The organism is Methylobacterium mesophilicum, assembly GCF_036441335.1.
In the GTDB taxonomy this organism is placed as follows: Bacteria; Pseudomonadota; Alphaproteobacteria; order Rhizobiales; family Beijerinckiaceae; genus Methylobacterium; species Methylobacterium mesophilicum_B.
Genome location: NZ_MLBW01000016.1, coordinates 1 through 16,121, shown reverse-complemented (window position 1 = coordinate 16,121; position 16,121 = coordinate 1). Strand labels below are relative to the sequence as shown.

General features: G+C 72.0%; 15 protein-coding genes and 1 pseudogene. 11 read left to right on the top strand and 5 right to left on the bottom strand.

Translation table 11 applies throughout. The annotated features are described in order from the left end of the window. Positions 1 to 95 precede the first annotated feature (95 nt). The 7 genes from MMR14E_RS11765 to MMR14E_RS11735 all read left to right on the top strand — a co-directional run bounded on the left by MMR14E_RS11765 (position 96) and on the right by MMR14E_RS11735 (position 7,073). A complete protein-coding gene (locus tag MMR14E_RS11765; RefSeq protein ID WP_331314454.1) occupies positions 96 to 1,355 on the top strand; it encodes an ATPase in 1,260 nt (419 codons plus the stop codon). After that, positions 1,352 to 1,993, top strand: a complete 642-nt coding sequence (locus tag MMR14E_RS11760; RefSeq protein ID WP_331289705.1) for a hypothetical protein — start codon at positions 1,352 to 1,354, stop codon at positions 1,991 to 1,993. The genes MMR14E_RS11765 and MMR14E_RS11760 overlap by 4 nt, the downstream gene beginning before the upstream one ends. A 143-nt stretch (positions 1,994 to 2,136) precedes the next feature. After that, positions 2,137 to 2,988: a MoxR family ATPase gene (locus MMR14E_RS11755; protein WP_331314452.1), complete on the top strand. Its 852-nt coding sequence runs from the start codon at positions 2,137 to 2,139 to the stop codon at positions 2,986 to 2,988. A gap of 65 nt (positions 2,989 to 3,053) precedes the next feature. Next, complete coding sequence (locus MMR14E_RS11750) at positions 3,054 to 4,004, top strand: 3-hydroxyacyl-CoA dehydrogenase family protein (protein ID WP_331314450.1); 951 nt, start codon at positions 3,054 to 3,056, stop codon at positions 4,002 to 4,004. After that, complete coding sequence (locus MMR14E_RS11745; protein ID WP_331314448.1) at positions 4,001 to 4,759, top strand: SDR family NAD(P)-dependent oxidoreductase; 759 nt, start codon at positions 4,001 to 4,003, stop codon at positions 4,757 to 4,759. The genes MMR14E_RS11750 and MMR14E_RS11745 overlap by 4 nt, the downstream gene beginning before the upstream one ends. Positions 4,760 to 4,777: 18 nt before the next feature. Beyond that, a complete protein-coding gene (locus MMR14E_RS11740) occupies positions 4,778 to 5,662 on the top strand; it encodes a 3-keto-5-aminohexanoate cleavage protein (protein ID WP_331314446.1) in 885 nt (294 codons plus the stop codon). Between the two features lie 181 nt (positions 5,663 to 5,843). Next, complete coding sequence (locus MMR14E_RS11735) at positions 5,844 to 7,073, top strand: ABC transporter substrate-binding protein (protein ID WP_331314444.1); 1,230 nt, start codon at positions 5,844 to 5,846, stop codon at positions 7,071 to 7,073. 79 nt (positions 7,074 to 7,152) lie between these two features. Here MMR14E_RS11735 and MMR14E_RS11730 read toward each other — a convergent pair whose 3' ends face one another. Beyond that, positions 7,153 to 8,034: an aldo/keto reductase family oxidoreductase gene (locus tag MMR14E_RS11730; RefSeq protein WP_331314443.1), complete on the bottom strand. Its 882-nt coding sequence runs from the start codon at positions 8,032 to 8,034 to the stop codon at positions 7,153 to 7,155. A 92-nt stretch (positions 8,035 to 8,126) separates the two neighbouring features. Here MMR14E_RS11730 and MMR14E_RS11725 point away from each other — a divergent pair, with 92 nt between their 5' ends. Continuing rightward, entirely contained in the window at positions 8,127 to 9,056 is a 930-nt protein-coding gene (locus tag MMR14E_RS11725; protein ID WP_331314441.1) for a LysR family transcriptional regulator, read from the top strand. Here MMR14E_RS11725 and MMR14E_RS11720 read toward each other — a convergent pair. The 3 genes and pseudogenes from MMR14E_RS11720 to MMR14E_RS29235 all read right to left on the bottom strand — a co-directional run. Further along, positions 9,010 to 10,797, bottom strand: coding sequence for a methanol/ethanol family PQQ-dependent dehydrogenase (locus tag MMR14E_RS11720; protein WP_331314440.1), 1,788 nt, complete (start codon positions 10,795 to 10,797; stop codon positions 9,010 to 9,012). The two genes, MMR14E_RS11725 and MMR14E_RS11720, sit on opposite strands and share 47 nt — an antisense overlap. Positions 10,798 to 10,841: 44 nt before the next feature. After that, positions 10,842 to 11,438: a TIGR00730 family Rossman fold protein gene (locus MMR14E_RS11715; protein WP_331314439.1), complete on the bottom strand. Its 597-nt coding sequence runs from the start codon at positions 11,436 to 11,438 to the stop codon at positions 10,842 to 10,844. A 559-nt stretch (positions 11,439 to 11,997) separates the two neighbouring features. Further along, positions 11,998 to 12,897: pseudogene (locus MMR14E_RS29235) on the bottom strand (PLP-dependent aminotransferase family protein); the annotation flags it as partial. Between the two features lie 104 nt (positions 12,898 to 13,001). Here MMR14E_RS29235 and MMR14E_RS11705 point away from each other — a divergent pair. From MMR14E_RS11705 to MMR14E_RS11695, 3 genes are all read left to right on the top strand, one after another. Next, positions 13,002 to 13,196 carry a translation initiation factor IF-2 gene (locus tag MMR14E_RS11705; RefSeq protein ID WP_331314436.1) on the top strand — a complete coding sequence of 65 codons (195 nt, stop codon included), beginning with the start codon at positions 13,002 to 13,004 and terminating at the stop codon, positions 13,194 to 13,196. Between the two features lie 84 nt (positions 13,197 to 13,280). Continuing rightward, on the top strand, positions 13,281 to 15,203 hold the full coding sequence (locus MMR14E_RS11700; protein ID WP_331314434.1) for an ABC transporter ATP-binding protein/permease: 1,923 nt from the start codon (positions 13,281 to 13,283) through the stop codon (positions 15,201 to 15,203). A gap of 72 nt (positions 15,204 to 15,275) precedes the next feature. After that, on the top strand, positions 15,276 to 15,512 hold the full coding sequence (locus MMR14E_RS11695) for a DUF6894 family protein (protein WP_331314432.1): 237 nt from the start codon (positions 15,276 to 15,278) through the stop codon (positions 15,510 to 15,512). 60 nt (positions 15,513 to 15,572) lie between these two features. Here the strand turns inward: MMR14E_RS11695 and MMR14E_RS11690 are convergent. Next, the coding region (locus MMR14E_RS11690) for an NAD(P)-dependent oxidoreductase (RefSeq protein ID WP_331314430.1) at positions 15,573 to 16,121 on the bottom strand (549 nt) is incomplete at its 5' end.

Below are 16,121 nucleotides of genomic sequence, written 5' to 3'. Positions count from 1 at the left end.
CGTGCAACGCGGCTCAAAATCGGCACAATGCGCGCATACACGCCTGAGTTAACCGGGGGTTAAGCTCGGCCGGGCTCGGCCCGGAACTGGACCGGATGGATGCGACGAGGCCGATGATCTCCATCAAATCGATATTTGCCGGTCCGACAGCGCCCCCCAGCCGCGACCTCGAGCGCGAGAAGCGCGAGTGGAAGCTCGAGTCGGACCGCTGGCGCCACCAGCGCCACGTCGAGAAGGGCTACCGCATCAAGTGGGGCTACGTGGCGATCGCGTACCTCGTCGAGTTCATGGTGATCGGCGCCTCGCTCTGGGGCGCGTGGCTGTTCGCGGGCGTCTACAGCGACGGCGACTGGCACGCCTTCTACTTCATGCTGCTGGCACCGCTGGTCTACGCCGCGGTGGAGCTGTGCCGCGTCCCCCTCGGCATCCTGGCCCGCACGCAGCGCTCCTACTTCGTGCGCGCGCTCGCGGTGCTCGGCATCATCTTCGCGGCGGGCGTGACCACCAAGTCGGTGTCGCAGCTCGGCGAGATGATGTTCCATCCCCGCCTGATGGAGGCGGCCCGGACCAAGACCGCCCTGAAGGACGCCCAGGCCGACCGCGCCACGATCGGCGACCGGATCAAGGCGGCGGACGAGCGCGTGGCCCAGTACACGGCCGAGCTCGACCAGATCGAGAAGCGCTCCGCCGACAACGCCCAGCAGCTCGCCGGCCTTCCGGCCCAGCGCTGCGAGCGGGTCTTCGGCACCAACAGCAAGGGCCGCAAGTACCAGAACCTGAAATGCGTGGCCGATCCCCGCGTCGCCGCCCTGTCGCAGGGCGTCGCCAAGGCGTCCGCCGACCGCGCCGGGATGATCAAGGACCTGGAGGAGGCCCGCAAGGCGCGCGCTGCCCTCGATCCGGGCGCCGCCGACCGCCGCGTGGCCGATGCCGAGCAGGGCTACCGGAACGCGGTCAACCGCTCGCAGCTCCACTCCTTCACCGCCATGGTCTACGGCGTCGACCCGATCGACGTGACCGAGAGCCAGGTCCACGCCTTCCTGCGGATCTTCGTGTTCCTGCCCGCGGTCTGCGCGGCCTTCGCGTCGACGATCCTGGCGCTCTGCGCGGTCTCGACCCGCCGGACCTTCATGGACGAGGACGATCTCGGCGCCGCCGTGAACCCGGAGGCGGCCCCCTACATGCTCGACGCGATCGCCGACGCCCTGCGCTCGCATCCCGAGCCGATCCTGCCGCGCGCCGCCAACGCGTCGGGCGCGGTGATCCCGATGAACCGGCCGGCCCAGGGCCAGCAGGCCCTGCCGAACCAGTCCCATCCGGGCCCGACCCTCCCTGCCGCTGGAGCCGGCGCATGAACTACGTCGCGAGCGGGACCCCCGAGAACATCGCCCTCGCTCAGCAGGTGAATTCGCGCCTGCGGGCGGATTCGAGCTACGTCGCCGCCCGGGCCTTCCTGTTCCGGGCGCTGGGCTTCGGCGCCTTCGCGTGCCTCGCCGGCATCGGCGTCGGCGCGGCCGCCTACGGCTGGGCGACCCTGAACCAGTTCGACACCGCCGCCGAGAAGATCGCCGCCGCCATGCAGGCGGCGCTCTCGGACGTGACCCTGAAGACCAAGGGCGAGGTCACGCTGACCGACAACACCCTCAAGCTCGAGGGCCTGCCCAAGGTCGCCGCCTCCCCGACGCCCACCAAGGCGCAGCTCGGCAGCGACGCCGCCCCGGCCTCCAAGGCGGCGGTGAACACGACCTTCACGGTGTTCAAGCAGGTGCCCTACCTCGACGGGCAGATCGTGACCGGCTGGAACTTCAAGGACAGCGCCGACCAGCCCTACCAGCAGTACTGCTACTTCTCCCGCCGATCGAATGAGGCGAAGGGTCAGGTCGAGATCAAGATCGACCTCGCCATGGACGGCAAGACCCTGCCGCAGCCGCAGAAGTCGGACGTGAACCTCGAGATCCTGGCCCGGAACTGCGTCTGGCACGAGAAGGGCTGAGATCCCTCGCGGCGATACCGTCCTGGCGAGCGAGGCGCAGTGATGACGGGGCTCGGACAGATTGGGCCAGATGGGTTCGGCGCTTGCGGCCCGGCCGCGCCCCGCGCTACCCGTTTCCCTCGACCCACCTCTCCGAGACCGCGATGCGCTTTTCCGGAACCGAGACCTACGTCGCGACCCCCGACCTCACCGCGGCGGTCAACGCCGCCGTGGTCCTGGAGCGGCCGCTCCTCGTGAAGGGTGAGCCCGGCACCGGCAAGACCGTGCTGGCCGAGGAGATCGCCAAGGGCTTGAGCGCGCCGCTGATCGTCTGGAACATCAAGTCGACCACCAAGGCGCAGCAGGGTCTCTACGAGTACGACGCGGTCTCGCGCCTGCGCGACTCCCAGCTCGGCGACCCGCGGGTCTCGGAGATCGGCAACTACATCCGGCGCGGCAAGCTCTGGGAGGCGTTCACCGCGCCCGAGCGCCCGGTCCTGCTGATCGACGAGATCGACAAGGCCGACATCGAGTTCCCCAACGACCTCCTGACCGAACTCGACCGGATGGAGTTCCACGTCTACGAGACCGGCGAGACCGTGAAGGCCGTGCGCCGGCCGATCGTGATCATCACGTCGAACAACGAGAAGGAGCTGCCGGACGCGTTCCTGCGCCGCTGCTTCTTCCACTACATCAAGTTCCCCGACGCCGAGACGCTGCAGCGCATCGTCGACGTCCACTATCCGGGCATCAAGCACCGCCTCGTCGAGGAGGCGCTCCGGACCTTCCTGGCGATGCGCGAGGTCCCGGGCCTCAAGAAGAAGCCCTCGACCTCGGAGCTGCTCGACTGGCTGAAGCTCCTCGTCTCCGAGGACATCGCCCCCGAGACCCTGCGCGAGCAGGACGGCCGCAAGCTGATCCCGCCGCTGCACGGGGCGCTCCTGAAGAACGAGCAGGATGTCAGCCTGTTCGAGAAGCTGGCCTTCATGATGCGCCGGGACCAGCGCGGCGGCTGAGGCCCGGACGGACGACCCGAGGATTCCCGCGAGAGGAGCCCGGGGCAGGGACAGGAGCGTGCGGCATGGGCGAGATCGCGGTCGTCGGCGGCGGGTTGATGGGGCACGGCATCGCCCTGGTGCTGGCGCTCGCCGGCCACGGCGTGCGGATCACCGACACGCGGCCCGAGACCCGGGCGCGGATCCCGGCCCTCATGGACTCGGCCCTCGCGACCCTGCGGGAGGCGGGCGCCGCCCCGGAGGGCTGGGATGCCGGGCGTCTGGCCCGGGCCGTCCGGGTCGAGGCCGAGCTCGACGCGGCGGTGTCGGGCGCCGGCCTCGTGATCGAGGCGATCACCGAGAACCCGGAGGCCAAGCGCGCGCTCTTCTCCGAGCTCGACCGGCTCTGCCCGGCCGACGCGATCCTCGCCAGCAACACCAGCTACCTCGACGTCTTCCCGCTGATCCCGGAAGCCCGGCAGGCGCGGGCGCTGATCCTGCACTGGTACACGCCGCCCTACATCGTCGACCTCGTCGACGTGGTGCCGGGGCCCGGCACCGACCCGGCCATCGTCGCCGCCATGGCCGACCTCGTGCGCGGCCTCGGGCAGGTGCCGATCGTGCTGAAGCGCTTCATCCCCGGCTACATCGCCAACCGCATCCAGCAGGCGATCAGCGCCGAGGTGTTCCGGCTCCTCGACGCCGACGTCGCCGCGCCGAAGGACATCGACGACGCGATCGTCCACGGGCTCTCCTTACGCATCCCGATCCTCGGCCACCTCGCCAAGGCCGACTTCACCGGCCTGGAGCTGACGCAGCGGGCGCTGGCCAACGCCAGCTACGCGCCGCCGCCGCCCCGCACCCGCTCCGAGACCCTCGACGCCCTCTGCGCCGCCGGCCGGACCGGGGTGATGGCCGGCAAGGGCTACTTCGACTGGGGCGGGCGGGCGCCCGAGGAGCTGTTCCGCGAGCGCGACCGCAAGCTCCTGGCGCTGAAGGCGGCGATGGCCGGGATCGGCCGGATGGAGGGATCATGATCGGAGCGGACCTGTCCGGGCGGCGCGTCCTCGTCACCGGAGCCTCGTCGGGGATCGGGCTCGCGACGGTGGAGATCTTCGCCCGCAACGGCGCCGCGGTGGCGCTGAACCACCTGCCCGACGATGCCCGCGGCCCGGCCGAGGCCGCCCGGCTCGCCGGGGAGGGCCTCCCGGTGATCGCGCTGCCCGGCGACGTGTCGCGGGCGGGCGAGGCCGAGGCGATGGTGGCGGCCGGCATCGACCGGCTCGGCGGCCTCGACGTGCTCGTCAACAATGCCGGGACGTCGGGCACGACCACGCCCATCGCGTTCGAGGACCTCGACGCGATGAGCGAGGATTTCTGGGCGACGATCCTCGCCACCAACCTGCTCGGGCCGTTCCGCTGCGCCCGGGCGGCGGCCGCGACCCTCAAGGCGAGCCGCGGCGCCATCGTCAACACCGCCTCGGTGGCCGGGCTCGGGCGGCGCGGCTCGTCGGTCGCCTACTCGGCGAGCAAGGCCGGGCTGATCAACCTGACCCGCAGCCTCGCCCGGGCGCTGGCGCCGGACGTGCGGGTCAACGCCGTGGCGCCGGGCCTCGTCGCCACGCCCTGGACCGAGCCCTGGTCGGAGGAGCGCAAGGCCTCGACCGTGGGGCGCACCATGCTCGGCCGCATGGCCCGCCCGGAGGACATCGCCGAGACGATCTTCTTCCTGAGTGCCGGCGCGGCCTACATCACCGGCGAGACGATCACGGTCGACGGCGGCGCGATCTGACGCGCGGGGAGGACACAGATGTCGAGCACCACCGTCATCACCTGCGCCCTCACGGGCTCGTTCGACACGCCGCGGAAGAACCCGGCCGTGCCGGTGAGCCCGGAGGCGATCGCACGGTCGGCGCTCGAGGCCGCCGCCGCCGGGGCCGCCGTGGTCCATATCCACGTCCGCGATCCCGAGACGGCCGCGCCCAGCATGGCGCTCGCCCATTACCGCGAGGTGGTCGAGCGGATCCGCGCGAAGAACGACGCGGTGATCCTCAACCTGACCACGGGGGCGGGGGGCCGGTTCGTGCCGGGCGACCCCGACCCGGCGGTCGCCGGCCCGGGCACGACCTTCGTGGCGCCCGAGGCCCGCACCCGGCACGTCGGCGCGCTGCGGCCGGAGATCTGCACCCTCGACGTCGCCACGATGAATTTCGGCGAGCACCTGTTCCTCAACACGCCGGGCCACCTGCGGGCGATGGCGGGTCACATCCGCGACGCGGGCGTGAAGCCCGAGATCGAGGTGTTCGACCTCGGCCAGATCGAGCTGGCCCGGCACCTGATCGCCGAGGGGCACTTGGCGCGCCCGCCGCTGTTCCAGATCTGCCTCGGCATCCCCTGGGGCGCCCCGGCGACGCCGGAGGCGCTGGTGGCGATGCGGGCGCGGCTGCCGGAGGACGCGGTCTGGTCGGCCTTCGGCATCGGCCGGGAGGAGTTCCCGATCCTCGCAGTGGCGGCCGGCATGGGCGGCAACGTCCGGGTCGGGCTGGAGGACAACCTGTACCTGTCCCGGGGCCGGCTCGCGCCGAGCAACGCCGCGCTGGTGGAGAAGGCGGTGAGCCTGCTCGCCCATATCGACCGCGAGCCGGCCACGCCCGATCAGGCGCGGGCGATCTTCGGGTTGGCGCCGCGGGGATAGATCGCGCGCACAAGACGCGCATCGCCTCCCTCCTCTACGGGGAGGGGGAAGCCGCAGCGCTTACGGAACAGCGGCATCCTCACCCGCGGCGGTATCAGCCTCTGACGCCCACGGATACTCTGTCTTCGAAAACGCGAGCGCCGATCAACGCCGCCGCGTTCCAGAAAACAGGGAGAGAGACATGACGCTCCGCCATATTACCGCGGCGCTGCTCGGGAGCCTGTGCGCGCTCGGCGCCGGCGCGGCGCTCGCGGCCGAGCTCGTGCCGGTGAAGATCGGCGTGCTGAACGACCGCTCCGGCGTCTACTTCGATTCCACCGGCGAGGGCTCGGTGGTGGCGGCCCGCATGGCGGTCGAGGATTTCAAGCCGGAGGAACACGGGCTGAAGGTCGAGGTCGTCGCCGCCGACCACCAGAACAAGCCCGATGTCGGCGCCTCCATCACCCGGCAATGGTACGACCGCGACGGTGTCGACGCCGTCTTCGACGTACCGACCTCCTCGGTGGCGCTCGCCATCGCGCAGATCACCAAGGAGAAGAACAAGGCCTTCATCAACTCGGGCGGCGGCACCGCCGACCTCACCGGGTCGGCCTGCACCCCGAACACTGTCCACTGGACCTACGACACCGCGGCGCTCGCCAACGGCACCGGCAAGGCCATCCTCAAGCGCGGCGGCAAGAGCTGGTACTTCATCACCGCCGACTACGCCTTCGGCCTCGCGTTGGAGCGCGACACCAAGGCCGTCGTGGAGAAGAACGGCGGCAAGGTCGTCGGCGGCGTGCGCACCCCCTTCCCGAACCCGGACTTCTCCTCGTTCCTGCTCCAGGCTCAAGGATCGGGCGCCCAGGTGATCGGGCTCGCCGATGCCGGCCTCGACGCCGCCAACGCCATCAAGCAGGCGCACGAGTTCGGCATCCGCCAGGGCGGCCAGACCCTCGCCGCCCTGCTGATCGCCATCACCGACATCCACTCGCTGGGCCTGGAGGTGGCGCAGGGGCTCGACTTCACCGCCTCGTTCTACTGGGACCTCAACGACGGCACCCGCGCCTTCTCGGAGCGCTTCGAGAAGCGCATGCCCGGCAAGAAGCCGACCTCCTACCAGGCCGGCGTCTACGCCAGCACGCTGCACTACCTGAAGGCGGTGGCGGCCCTGCACTCGGCCAAGGACGGCGCCGCCGTCGTCGCCAAGATGAAGGAGCTGCCCACCGACGACCCGCTGTTCGGCAAGGGCACGATCCGGCCGGACGGCCGCAAGATCCACCCGATGTACCTGTTCGAGGCCAAGGCGCCCGCCGAGTCGAAGGGCGAGTGGGACCTCTACAAAGTTCTGGAGACGATCCCGGCCGAGCAGGCCTTCCGCCCGATGAGCGAGGGCGGCTGCCCGATGGTGGCCGGCATGACGGCGAAGTAGGCGTCGGGTCGCTCCTCTCCGCACCGCCGTCCTCGCGCGCGGAGAGCTACCGCGATCGAAGCGTCCGAACGATCACCGTTCACGCCGCCCCGATCCGATCCAGCGCCGCCACCGCCTCCGCCGGCAGGCGCAGGTCCGCCGCCGCGAGATTCTCGCGCAGGTGGCCGAGCGAGGACGTCCCCGGGATCAGCAAGATGTTGGGCGACCGGCGCAGCAGCCAGGCGAGCGCCACCTGCATCGGCGTCGCGCCGAGCCCGGCCGCCACCGCCGACAGGGTGTCCGACTGCAGCGGGCTGAACCCGCCCAGCGGGAAGAACGGCACGTAGGCGATCCCGGCCGCCGCGAGGTCGTCGATGAACGCGTCGTCGCCCCGGTGGGCGAGGTTGTACTGGTTCTGCACGCAGACGATGTCGGTGATCCGGCGTCCGTCCGCGACCTGCCGGGGCGTGGCGTTGCTCAGGCCGATCCGGCGGATCAGTCCCTGGCGCTGAAGATCCGCCAGCACGGTGAGCGGCGCCTCGATCGGCCCTTCCGCGGGGCCGTGGACGTCGAACATCAGCCGCAGGTTGACCACGTCGAGCGCGTCGACGCCGAGGTTGCGCAGGTTGTCGTGGACCGCCCGAGTGAGGTCTTCCGCCGAGAAGGCCGGATTCCACGAGGCGTCGGCCCCGCGCCTGGCGCCGACCTTGGTGACGATCACGAGGTCGTCCGGATAGGGGTGGAGCGCCTCGCGGATGATCTGGTTGGTGACGCGCGGCCCGTAGAAGTCGCTGGTGTCGATGTGGTCGACGCCCGCGGCGACCGCCGCGCGCAGCACCGCGACCGCTTCGGCGCGGTCCTTCGGCGGACCGAACACACCGGGTCCGGCGAGCTGCATCGCCCCGTAGCCGAGCCGCTTCACGATCCGGTCGCCGAGCTGGACGGTGCCGGCCTGCGTAATATCCGCGGTGATGTCGGTCATGGCAAATCTCCTGTTGGCGACCCGGAGATAGACGGCACCGATTGCGCCGATAAGCCGTGACGATCGGCACGGGCTGTGCGCAATTTCGCACAATGGATCAGGATCTGGCGGATCTCACAGCCTTCGTGACCGTGGCGCGGGCCGGCGGTTTTCGCGAGGGCGCCCGCGCCGGGGGCAGGAGCGCGTCCAGCCTCAGCGAGGCCGTGCGCCGGCTCGAAGCGGGGCTCGGCGTGCGCCTCCTGAACCGCACGACCCGCAGCGTCGCCCCCACGGAGGCGGGGGCCCGCCTGCTGGAACGGCTCGGGCCGGCCCTCGCCGAAGTGGACGCCGCCCTCGACGTGGTGAACGGGTTCCGCGACCGGCCGGCGGGCACGCTCCGGCTGAACGTGCCGCTGAGCGCCGCCCGGCTGGTGCTGCCGGCGCTCGTGCCGCCCTTCCTGGCGGCCTACCCGGAGATCCGCCTGGAGATCGTCGTCGAGGACGGATTCGTGGACGTGCTGGCGGCCGGCTGCGACGCCGGCATCCGCTACGACGAGCGGCTGGAGCAGGACATGATCGCGGTGCCGATCGGCCCGCGGCGGCAGCGTTTCGCCACCGCGGCGGCCCCCGCCTATCTCGACCGGCGCGGCCGGCCGGAGCATCCGCGCGATCTTCTCGCCCATGCCTGCCTGCTCGGCCGCTTCCCCAGCGGCGCCCTGACGGCGCCCTGGGAGTTCGAGCGCGACGGCGCCATCGTCCGGGTGGACCCGTCCGGGCCGCTGATCGTGCGGGTCGGGGCCAGCGACCTCGCGGTCGAGGCCGCGATCGCCGGCACCGGGATCATCCACCTGTTCGAGGACTGGCTCCGGCCGCATCTCGACAGCGGCGCCCTCGAGCCGGTGCTGGAGCCCTGGTGGCAGGTCTTCCCCGGCCCGTTCCTCTACTACCCCGGCCGGCGGCACCTGCCGGCGCCGCTGCGCGCCTTCGTCGACTTCGTCAGTGGCCGGCCGGCGGTGCCGGATCCGGCAGTTCGAACACCGTGAGCTGCCCGCCCGGCGCCGTGTACTGCGACAGCGCCGCGTAGCCGCCGACCGCCCCCGAGCCGTCGGCCGGGTCGGTCAGCCCGGCCGCCAGCCCGATCCCGGCCCAGCCGCCGACCCCGGACAGCACCGCGACGTACTGCTTGCCGCCGTGCAGGTAGGTGGTGACGTTGCCGACGATCCCGGACGGGGTCTTGAACCGGTAGAGCTCGTGCCCGTCCCGGGCGTCGACCGCCTTCAGGAAGCCCTCCAGCGTGCCGTAGAAGACCACGTTGCCGGCCGTCGCGAGCGCCCCCGACCAGACCGAGAACGGCTCCGGGATCGACCACGCGATCCGCCCCTTCGCGCCGTCCCAGGCGATGAACGCCCCGGTCCGGTCCGAGCCCTCGGGCGGGTGCAGGGTGAGCGTCGCACCGACATAGGGCTGGCCGGGTGTGTAGGTCACCCGGAACGCCTCGTAATCCATGCACATGTGGTTGGTCGGCACGTAGAACAGCCGCGTCACCGGCGAGTAGGCGGCGGGCTGCTGGTTCTTGGCACCCAGCGCCCCGGGGCAGATGTTTTTGGTTGTTTCGTCCTCGTCGGCCTCGCCGGGGGCGTAGTGCCTGTCGACCACCGGCCGGCCATAATCGGAAGCAGCAGGGTCCATACTGATCCGGCTCGCCCAGTTCACCGTGGGATCGAACTTCTCCGCCACCAGCAGCGCGCCGGTGGCCCGGTCCAGCGTGTAGCCGAAGCCGTTCCGGTCGAAATGGGTCAGCACCTTGCGGGGCCGCCCGTCGATCACCTGCTCGGTGAGGATCATCTCGTTGACGCCGTCGTAGTCCCACTGGTCGTGGGGGGTCATCTGGTAGACCCAGCGGGCGATGCCGGTGTCGGCGTCGCGGGCGATGATCGCCTGGGACCAGCGGTTGTCGCCGGGGCGCTGGGCCGGGTTCCAGGTCGAGGGATTGCCGGTGCCGTAATAGACGAGGTTCAGCTCCGGGTCGTAGGAGAACCAGCCCCAGCTGCAGGCGCCGCCGGTCCGCCACTGGTCGCCCTCCCAGCTCTTCAGGGAGGAATCCTTGCCGACCGGGCGCCCGAGCTCGGTCGTCGTCTGCGGATCGACCAGCATGTCGCTGTCCGGCCCGGTGGCGTAGGCGCGCCAGAGACGTTTCCCGCTGGCCTGATCGTACGCGGTGACGTGGCAGCGCGCCCCGTACTCGCCGCCCGCGAGCCCGACGATGAGCTTGCCGCGCACCGGCAGGACCGTGGCGGTGTTGGTCTCGCCCCGGCCCGGGTCGCCGTTCTTCACCGACCACAGCACCCGGCCGGTCCCGGGATCGAGCGCCACCACGGTGGTGTCGGCCTGCTGCAGGAACAGCCGCCCGTCCGCGTAGGCGAGCCCCCGGGAGACCGTGTCGCAGCACATCACGGCGATGACGCCCGCGTCCTGCCGCGGCGCGTAGCGCCACAGGATCTTCCCGCCCCGGTCGAGGTCGAGGGCGTAGACCGCGTTGGGGAACGGCGTGTGCACGATCATCAGGTGCCCGACCACGATCGGCGCGCCCTCGTGGCCGCGCAGCACGCCGGTGGAGAAGGTCCAGGCGACCTTCAGGCGCCCGACATTGCCGGCGTCGATCTGGTCGAGGGCGGAGTAGCGGGTGTTGGCATAGTCCAGGGTCTGCAGGACCGGCGACGGGCCGGCGGCGGCCGCGCCGGCGAGGCCGGCGAGCGGCAGGGCCGCGAGCAGTGAAGCACGCATCGACGCCCGCATCCTCGTGATCCTCATCGCCGCGCGACGCGCGCCTACATGCGCTGCTGGACGATGCTCTCGGCCCGGGGGTCCGGCTCGTGGCCGGCCGCGCGGAGCATCGGCACCACCTCGGCCGCCTCCCGGGCGACGAGGTAGCTCAGGTCGAGGCCCTCGCGGATGAAGCCGTGGCCGCGCATGTGCTCGAACAGGGCGAGCAGCGGCGCCCAGAACTCCGCCACCGAGACCAGCACCACCGGCTTCCGGTGGCGCCCGAGCTGCGCCCAGGTCAGCTGCTCGACCAGCTCCTCCAGGGTGCCGATGCCGCCCGGCAGGGTCACGAACGCGTCCGAGCGCTCGAACATCAGGCGCTTGCGGGTGTGCATGTCGGAGACCACCACGGTCTCCTGGATGTCCGCCAGCATGTGCTCGCGCGCCTGGAGGAAGTCCGGGATGATGCCGGTGACGTGGCCGCCGGCGGCGAGCGCCGCCCGCGCGACCGTGCCCATCAGCCCGACATCGCCGCCGCCGTAGACGAGGCCCATCCCGGCCTGCGCGACGGCGGTCCCGAGGGTCTCGGCGGCCTCGCGGAAGGCCGGGTCGCGGCCGAAGCCGGAGCCGCAATAGACACAGACTGTCCTCACCGGAGCCATCCGGCGCCCTCCTCGCGCGTCCGTTGCGAGCCGTCCAGAACGCGCCCCTGCCCGGCACTCCACGTGCCAAACTGCTGAATTCGCGTGGGATTCGCCCGCCTGGGCGGCAGGACGGCTTGGTGTGGGGACCATGTACGGTATTATGGGCGGCGCCGTCGACGGGTTTTCGCGCGGGCGGATGGCCGCCCGCCGGGCGGCGGCAGGATGAGGGGAGGCCATCGTGGCGATGTCGAGACAGGTGCGGCGCAGTCTCGCCCTGGCGCTCGCCGGCCTCCTCGGCGGACTCGGACTCGTGCTGGCGCTGTTCGGCGGCGACTCCCTGCGGCGGCTCACCGGCCGCGGCAGTCCCGAGCCGGCCGCGTCGTCGGCGCCGAGCGGCAGCCTGCGCGGCCTCGCCGATCCGGGCGCCCTGCCGGGCCGCGGCGTCCCGGCGCTTGGCCTCGGCCAGCGCCGCCGCCGAGCCGCCGGCCATCCAGTGCATGCCGGCCGCGAGCGACAGGCCGAGCACCGTCCAGGCGCCCTGGCGGACGGAGGCGGCGAGCCGGTCGGTGAGGGACGGCGGCGCGGCGATCAGGCCGACGGTCAGCGCCGGCATCACCCGCTTCGACAGGCTGTCCACGAAGATCACCCGGTCCGGCGCGAGGCCGGCGAGCGGCGGCGCCTCGGCCAGGAAGCTGTAGACCGCGTCCTCGACGGCGGTGAGCCCGGTCCGCTCCAGCACCTCCGCGAGGGCGGCCCGGCGCGCCGGCCCCATCGTGGCGCCGAGGGGATTGTGCAGGGTCGGCTGGAGATAGACGCCGCTCAGCGGGGTCGCCCGGTGGGCCTGGAGCAGCGCCTCGGGGCAGACGCCCTCGGCGTCCATGGCGAGCGGGACCAGCGCGATGCCGAGCCGCGCCGCGATGCCCTTCACGCCCGGATAGGTCAGGGGCTCGCAGCCGATCCGCTCGCCGGGCGCCGCCAGGGCCGCCAGGGCGGCGGCCAGCGCCTGCCGGCCGTTGCCGGTGAACAGGATGTCGGCGGGATCGGGAGCGTAGCCCGCCCGCGACAGGAACCCGGCGGCGATGGCCTGCGCCGACGGCGTGCCCGCCGGCCCGTACTGCGTGAAGCCGATCTGGCCGTCGTCGCGGGCGAGCGCCGCCAGGGTCTCGGCCAGGACCGCCTCCTGCTCGGGCAGGCGCGAGTGGGTCCGCTGCAGGTCGAGGGCGGCCGGGGGCGGCTCCGGGCGGAGCAACCCGGCGCGCCCCGGCTCGCTGCGGACATAGGTGCCGCGCCCTACCTCGCCGGTCACCAGCCCCCGGCGGGCCAGCTCGGCGTAGACGCGGCTCGCCGTCGAGACCGCGATGCCCCGCGCGTAGGCGAAGTCGCGCTGCGGCGGCAGCCGCGCGCCGGGGCGGAGCCGGCCCGCCGCGATGTCGGCCGCGATCGCGTCGGCGACGGTGCGGTAATCCGCGGGGCGCATAATTGCTCCGAGGTCAATGTTTCGATTGATCCGAGATTTGTATCGGATCAATGCTCCGCCAGCAATCCCGGCCGGACTGCCTTCCCGTCACCGGATCGTCTGCGATGCAAGCCGTCACCCTGTCCTCCTCGCCCGCCGTCCCGCGTCCGACCGCGCGCCCGTCCCTGCTCCGCACGTGGCTGCGGCGGATCCGCACCCGCCGCGCCCTGGCGGCGCTCCACCCCGACCAGGCCCGCGATGCCGGCCTGGAACCCTGGGACCTGCGCGCCGAGATCGCGAAGCCGTTCTGGCGCGCGTGAGAGGGGACATGCACGCAGCGCGGGTGATCCCGCGCGATCCCGGGCCTATATGCGGGGCTCGCGACACGCTCCCCGCAGAACCCCATGACCGACAACACCGCGCCCGCGGCCGGGACGCCGATCCCGGCCGAGCGCCCCGGCCTGATCGCCACCTACCGGCGGCTCTGGCCGCATCTCTGGCCCCACGGCCGGCCCGACCTGCAGCGCCGGGTCTTCCTGGCCTTCGGCCTGCTGCTCGCCGCCAAGCTGGTGACCATGGTGACGCCGTTCACCTTCAAGTGGATCACCGACGCGCTGGTCGCCGCGGTCGGCGGCAAGGACGAGGCCGTGCCCACCGGCCTCCTCGCCGCGCCGATGCTGCTGATCGCCCTCTACGGCCTCTCGCGGATCGCCATGTCGGCGCTGACGCAGGTGCGCGACGGGCTGTTCGCCAAGGTCGCGATGCACGCGGTGCGGCGGCTGGCGCTCCAGACCTTCGAGCACATGCACCGCCTGTCCCTGCGCTTCCACCTGGAGCGCAAGACCGGCGGCCTGACCCGGGTGCTGGAGCGCGGCCGCGCCGGCATCGAGGAGCTGTCGCGCCTGATGGTGCTGACCCTGGTGCCGACCATCGTCGAGTTCGTGCTGGTGCTCGGCGTGCTGGCCTACGAGTTCAACTGGACCTACGCGCTGACCGCGTTCCTGACGGTCGCGGCCTACCTGGCCTTCACCTACAAGGCGACCGAGTGGCGGATCGCGATCCGCCGCCGGATGAACGCGTCGGACACGGACGCCAACACCAAGGCGGTCGACTCGCTGCTCAACTACGAGACGGTGAAGTACTTCGGCGCGGAAGCCCGCGAGGCCGCCCGCTACGACGAGTCGATGGCCAAGTACGAGAAGGCCTCGACGCAGACCTACGTGTCGCTGGCCGTGCTCAACGCCGGGCAGGCGGTGATCTTCACCCTCGGCATGACCGTGGTGATGTGGCTCGCGGCGCGCGACATCCTGGCGGGGCGCACGACGATCGGCGGCTTCGTGCTGGCCAACACCATGCTGGTGCAGCTCGCGATGCCGCTCAACTTCATGGGCATGATCTACCGCGAGATCAAACAGGCGCTGATCGACATCGACGACATGTTCCGCATCCTCGGGCAGAACCCCGAGATCGCCGACCGGCCGGGCGCCGCCCCGCTCGCCGTGGCGGGCGGCACGGTGCGGTTCGACGACGTGCGCTTCGCCTACAATCCCGAGCGGCCGATCCTGCGCGGCGTCACCTTCGAGATCCCGGCGGGCCAGACCGTGGCGGTGGTGGGGCCCTCGGGCGCCGGCAAGTCGACGCTCTCGCGCCTGCTGTTCCGGTTCTACGAGCCGCAGGCGGGCCGGATCAGCGTCGACGGGCAGGACATCGCGGCGGTGACGCAGGCGTCGCTCCGGGCGGCGATCGGCATGGTCCCGCAGGACACGGTGCTGTTCAACGACACGATCGGCTACAACATCCGCTACGGCCGAGCCGACGCCACCGACGCGGCGCTGCGGGAGGCGGCCCGCCTCGCCCAGATCGACCGCTTCGTCTCGGGGCTGCCGGAGGGCTACGACACCCCGGTGGGCGAGCGCGGCCTGAAGCTCTCGGGCGGCGAGAAGCAGCGGGTCGCCATCGCCCGCACGATCCTCAAGGCGCCGCCGATCCTGGTCCTCGACGAGGCGACCTCGGCGCTCGACTCCTTCACGGAGGCCGAGATCCAGTCGGCACTCGACCGGGTCAGCCGCGGCCGGACCACCCTGGTGATCGCCCACCGTCTGTCGACGGTGGTCAACGCCGACGCGATCCTGGTCCTCGATCACGGCCGCATCGTCGAGCGCGGCACCCACGCCGAGCTGCTGGAGGCCGGGGGCGTCTACGCGGCGCTCTGGGACCGGCAGCGGGAGGCCGACGCAGCCCTGGAGGTGCTCCAGCGCGCCGACGCGCCGGTGCTCCCGCCCCGGCCGGGCCACGCCGCCGTGCCGGAGACCGAGGCCGCGGAGTGACCGAAAGGCCACACGCTTTCCGCGCAGCGCGGCCGGGACGCAACCGGAAGCGGTAATCGCGGTTCTGCGGTTATGCCGCACTTCTACCTGCACATCCGGGACGGTCAGTGGCTGGTCGAGGATCTCGACGGCGCCGACCTGCCCGACCTCGACGCCGCCCGCACCGAGGCCGAGCGCTCCGCCCGGGCGCTCTTGGAGATCCAGCAGGTCGACGGCGCGGTGCTGGCCGGCCAGTCCTTCGAGATCGCCGACGCGTCGGGTCAGGTCCTGGCGGTGGTGCCGCTGAAGGACGTGCTCGGGCTGCCGTGAGATCCAGGGCGCGGGCGGGACGGCCGGGATCGACCGCCCGATGGCCCCTGCGGCCGGCCCCTACGGACGCGACCGCACCCGGACCCCGAGCAGGTCCTCGAACGGCAGCACCATGGCGCCCTTGTCCCGGTCGCCGTGACCCTGGCGCAGCGCGGTCTGGTAGGTGGCGGTGGCGGCCGCGGTGACCGGCATCGGGAAGCCGTTCTCCACCGCGACCGCCGCGGCGGCGACGAGGTCCTTGTAGGCCGCCCCCATCGGGTAGCCCTCGTCGAACTGGCCCCGGAGGATGCGCGGCACGAAGTACTGCGCCGCGTAGCTCCGGCTCGTGCCCGTCGTGACCACCTGGGCGACCTGATCCGGGTCGAGCCCCATGGCGACGGCCATCGGCAGCACTTCGGCGAGCGCCGCGATGTTGATGTCGTAGAGCACGTTGTTGATCGTCTTGGTGAGCTGGCCGGACCCGGCCGGGCCCATGTGGAGGATCGTCGTGCCGATCCGCTCCAGGAGCGGGCGCACCCGCGCGACCGCCCCGGCCGCGCCGCCGCACATCACGGTGAGCGTCCCGGCCTCGGCACCGGCCGGCGCGCCCGAGACGGGCGCGTCGACGAA

Bases quoted from the DNA above. Each gene is read 5' to 3' on its own strand.
- MMR14E_RS11750 (WP_331314450.1), top strand. From the start codon at position 3,054: ATGGGCGAGATCGCGGTCGTCGGCGGCGGGTTGATGGGGCACGGCATC.
- MMR14E_RS11700 (WP_331314434.1), top strand. From the start codon at position 13,281: ATGACCGACAACACCGCGCCCGCGGCCGGGACGCCGATCCCGGCCGAG.
- MMR14E_RS11735 (WP_331314444.1), top strand. From the start codon at position 5,844: ATGACGCTCCGCCATATTACCGCGGCGCTGCTCGGGAGCCTGTGCGCG.
- MMR14E_RS11765 (WP_331314454.1), top strand. From the start codon at position 96: ATGGATGCGACGAGGCCGATGATCTCCATCAAATCGATATTTGCCGGT.
- MMR14E_RS11740 (WP_331314446.1), top strand. From the start codon at position 4,778: ATGTCGAGCACCACCGTCATCACCTGCGCCCTCACGGGCTCGTTCGAC.
- MMR14E_RS11705 (WP_331314436.1), top strand. From the start codon at position 13,002: ATGCAAGCCGTCACCCTGTCCTCCTCGCCCGCCGTCCCGCGTCCGACC.
- MMR14E_RS11695 (WP_331314432.1), top strand. From the start codon at position 15,276: ATGCCGCACTTCTACCTGCACATCCGGGACGGTCAGTGGCTGGTCGAG.
- MMR14E_RS11745 (WP_331314448.1), top strand. From the start codon at position 4,001: ATGATCGGAGCGGACCTGTCCGGGCGGCGCGTCCTCGTCACCGGAGCC.
- MMR14E_RS11715 (WP_331314439.1), bottom strand. From the start codon at position 11,438: ATGGCTCCGGTGAGGACAGTCTGTGTCTATTGCGGCTCCGGCTTCGGC.
- MMR14E_RS11730 (WP_331314443.1), bottom strand. From the start codon at position 8,034: ATGACCGACATCACCGCGGATATTACGCAGGCCGGCACCGTCCAGCTC.
- MMR14E_RS11760 (WP_331289705.1), top strand. From the start codon at position 1,352: ATGAACTACGTCGCGAGCGGGACCCCCGAGAACATCGCCCTCGCTCAG.
- MMR14E_RS11725 (WP_331314441.1), top strand. From the start codon at position 8,127: ATGGATCAGGATCTGGCGGATCTCACAGCCTTCGTGACCGTGGCGCGG.
- MMR14E_RS11720 (WP_331314440.1), bottom strand. From the start codon at position 10,797: ATGCGTGCTTCACTGCTCGCGGCCCTGCCGCTCGCCGGCCTCGCCGGC.
- MMR14E_RS11755 (WP_331314452.1), top strand. From the start codon at position 2,137: ATGCGCTTTTCCGGAACCGAGACCTACGTCGCGACCCCCGACCTCACC.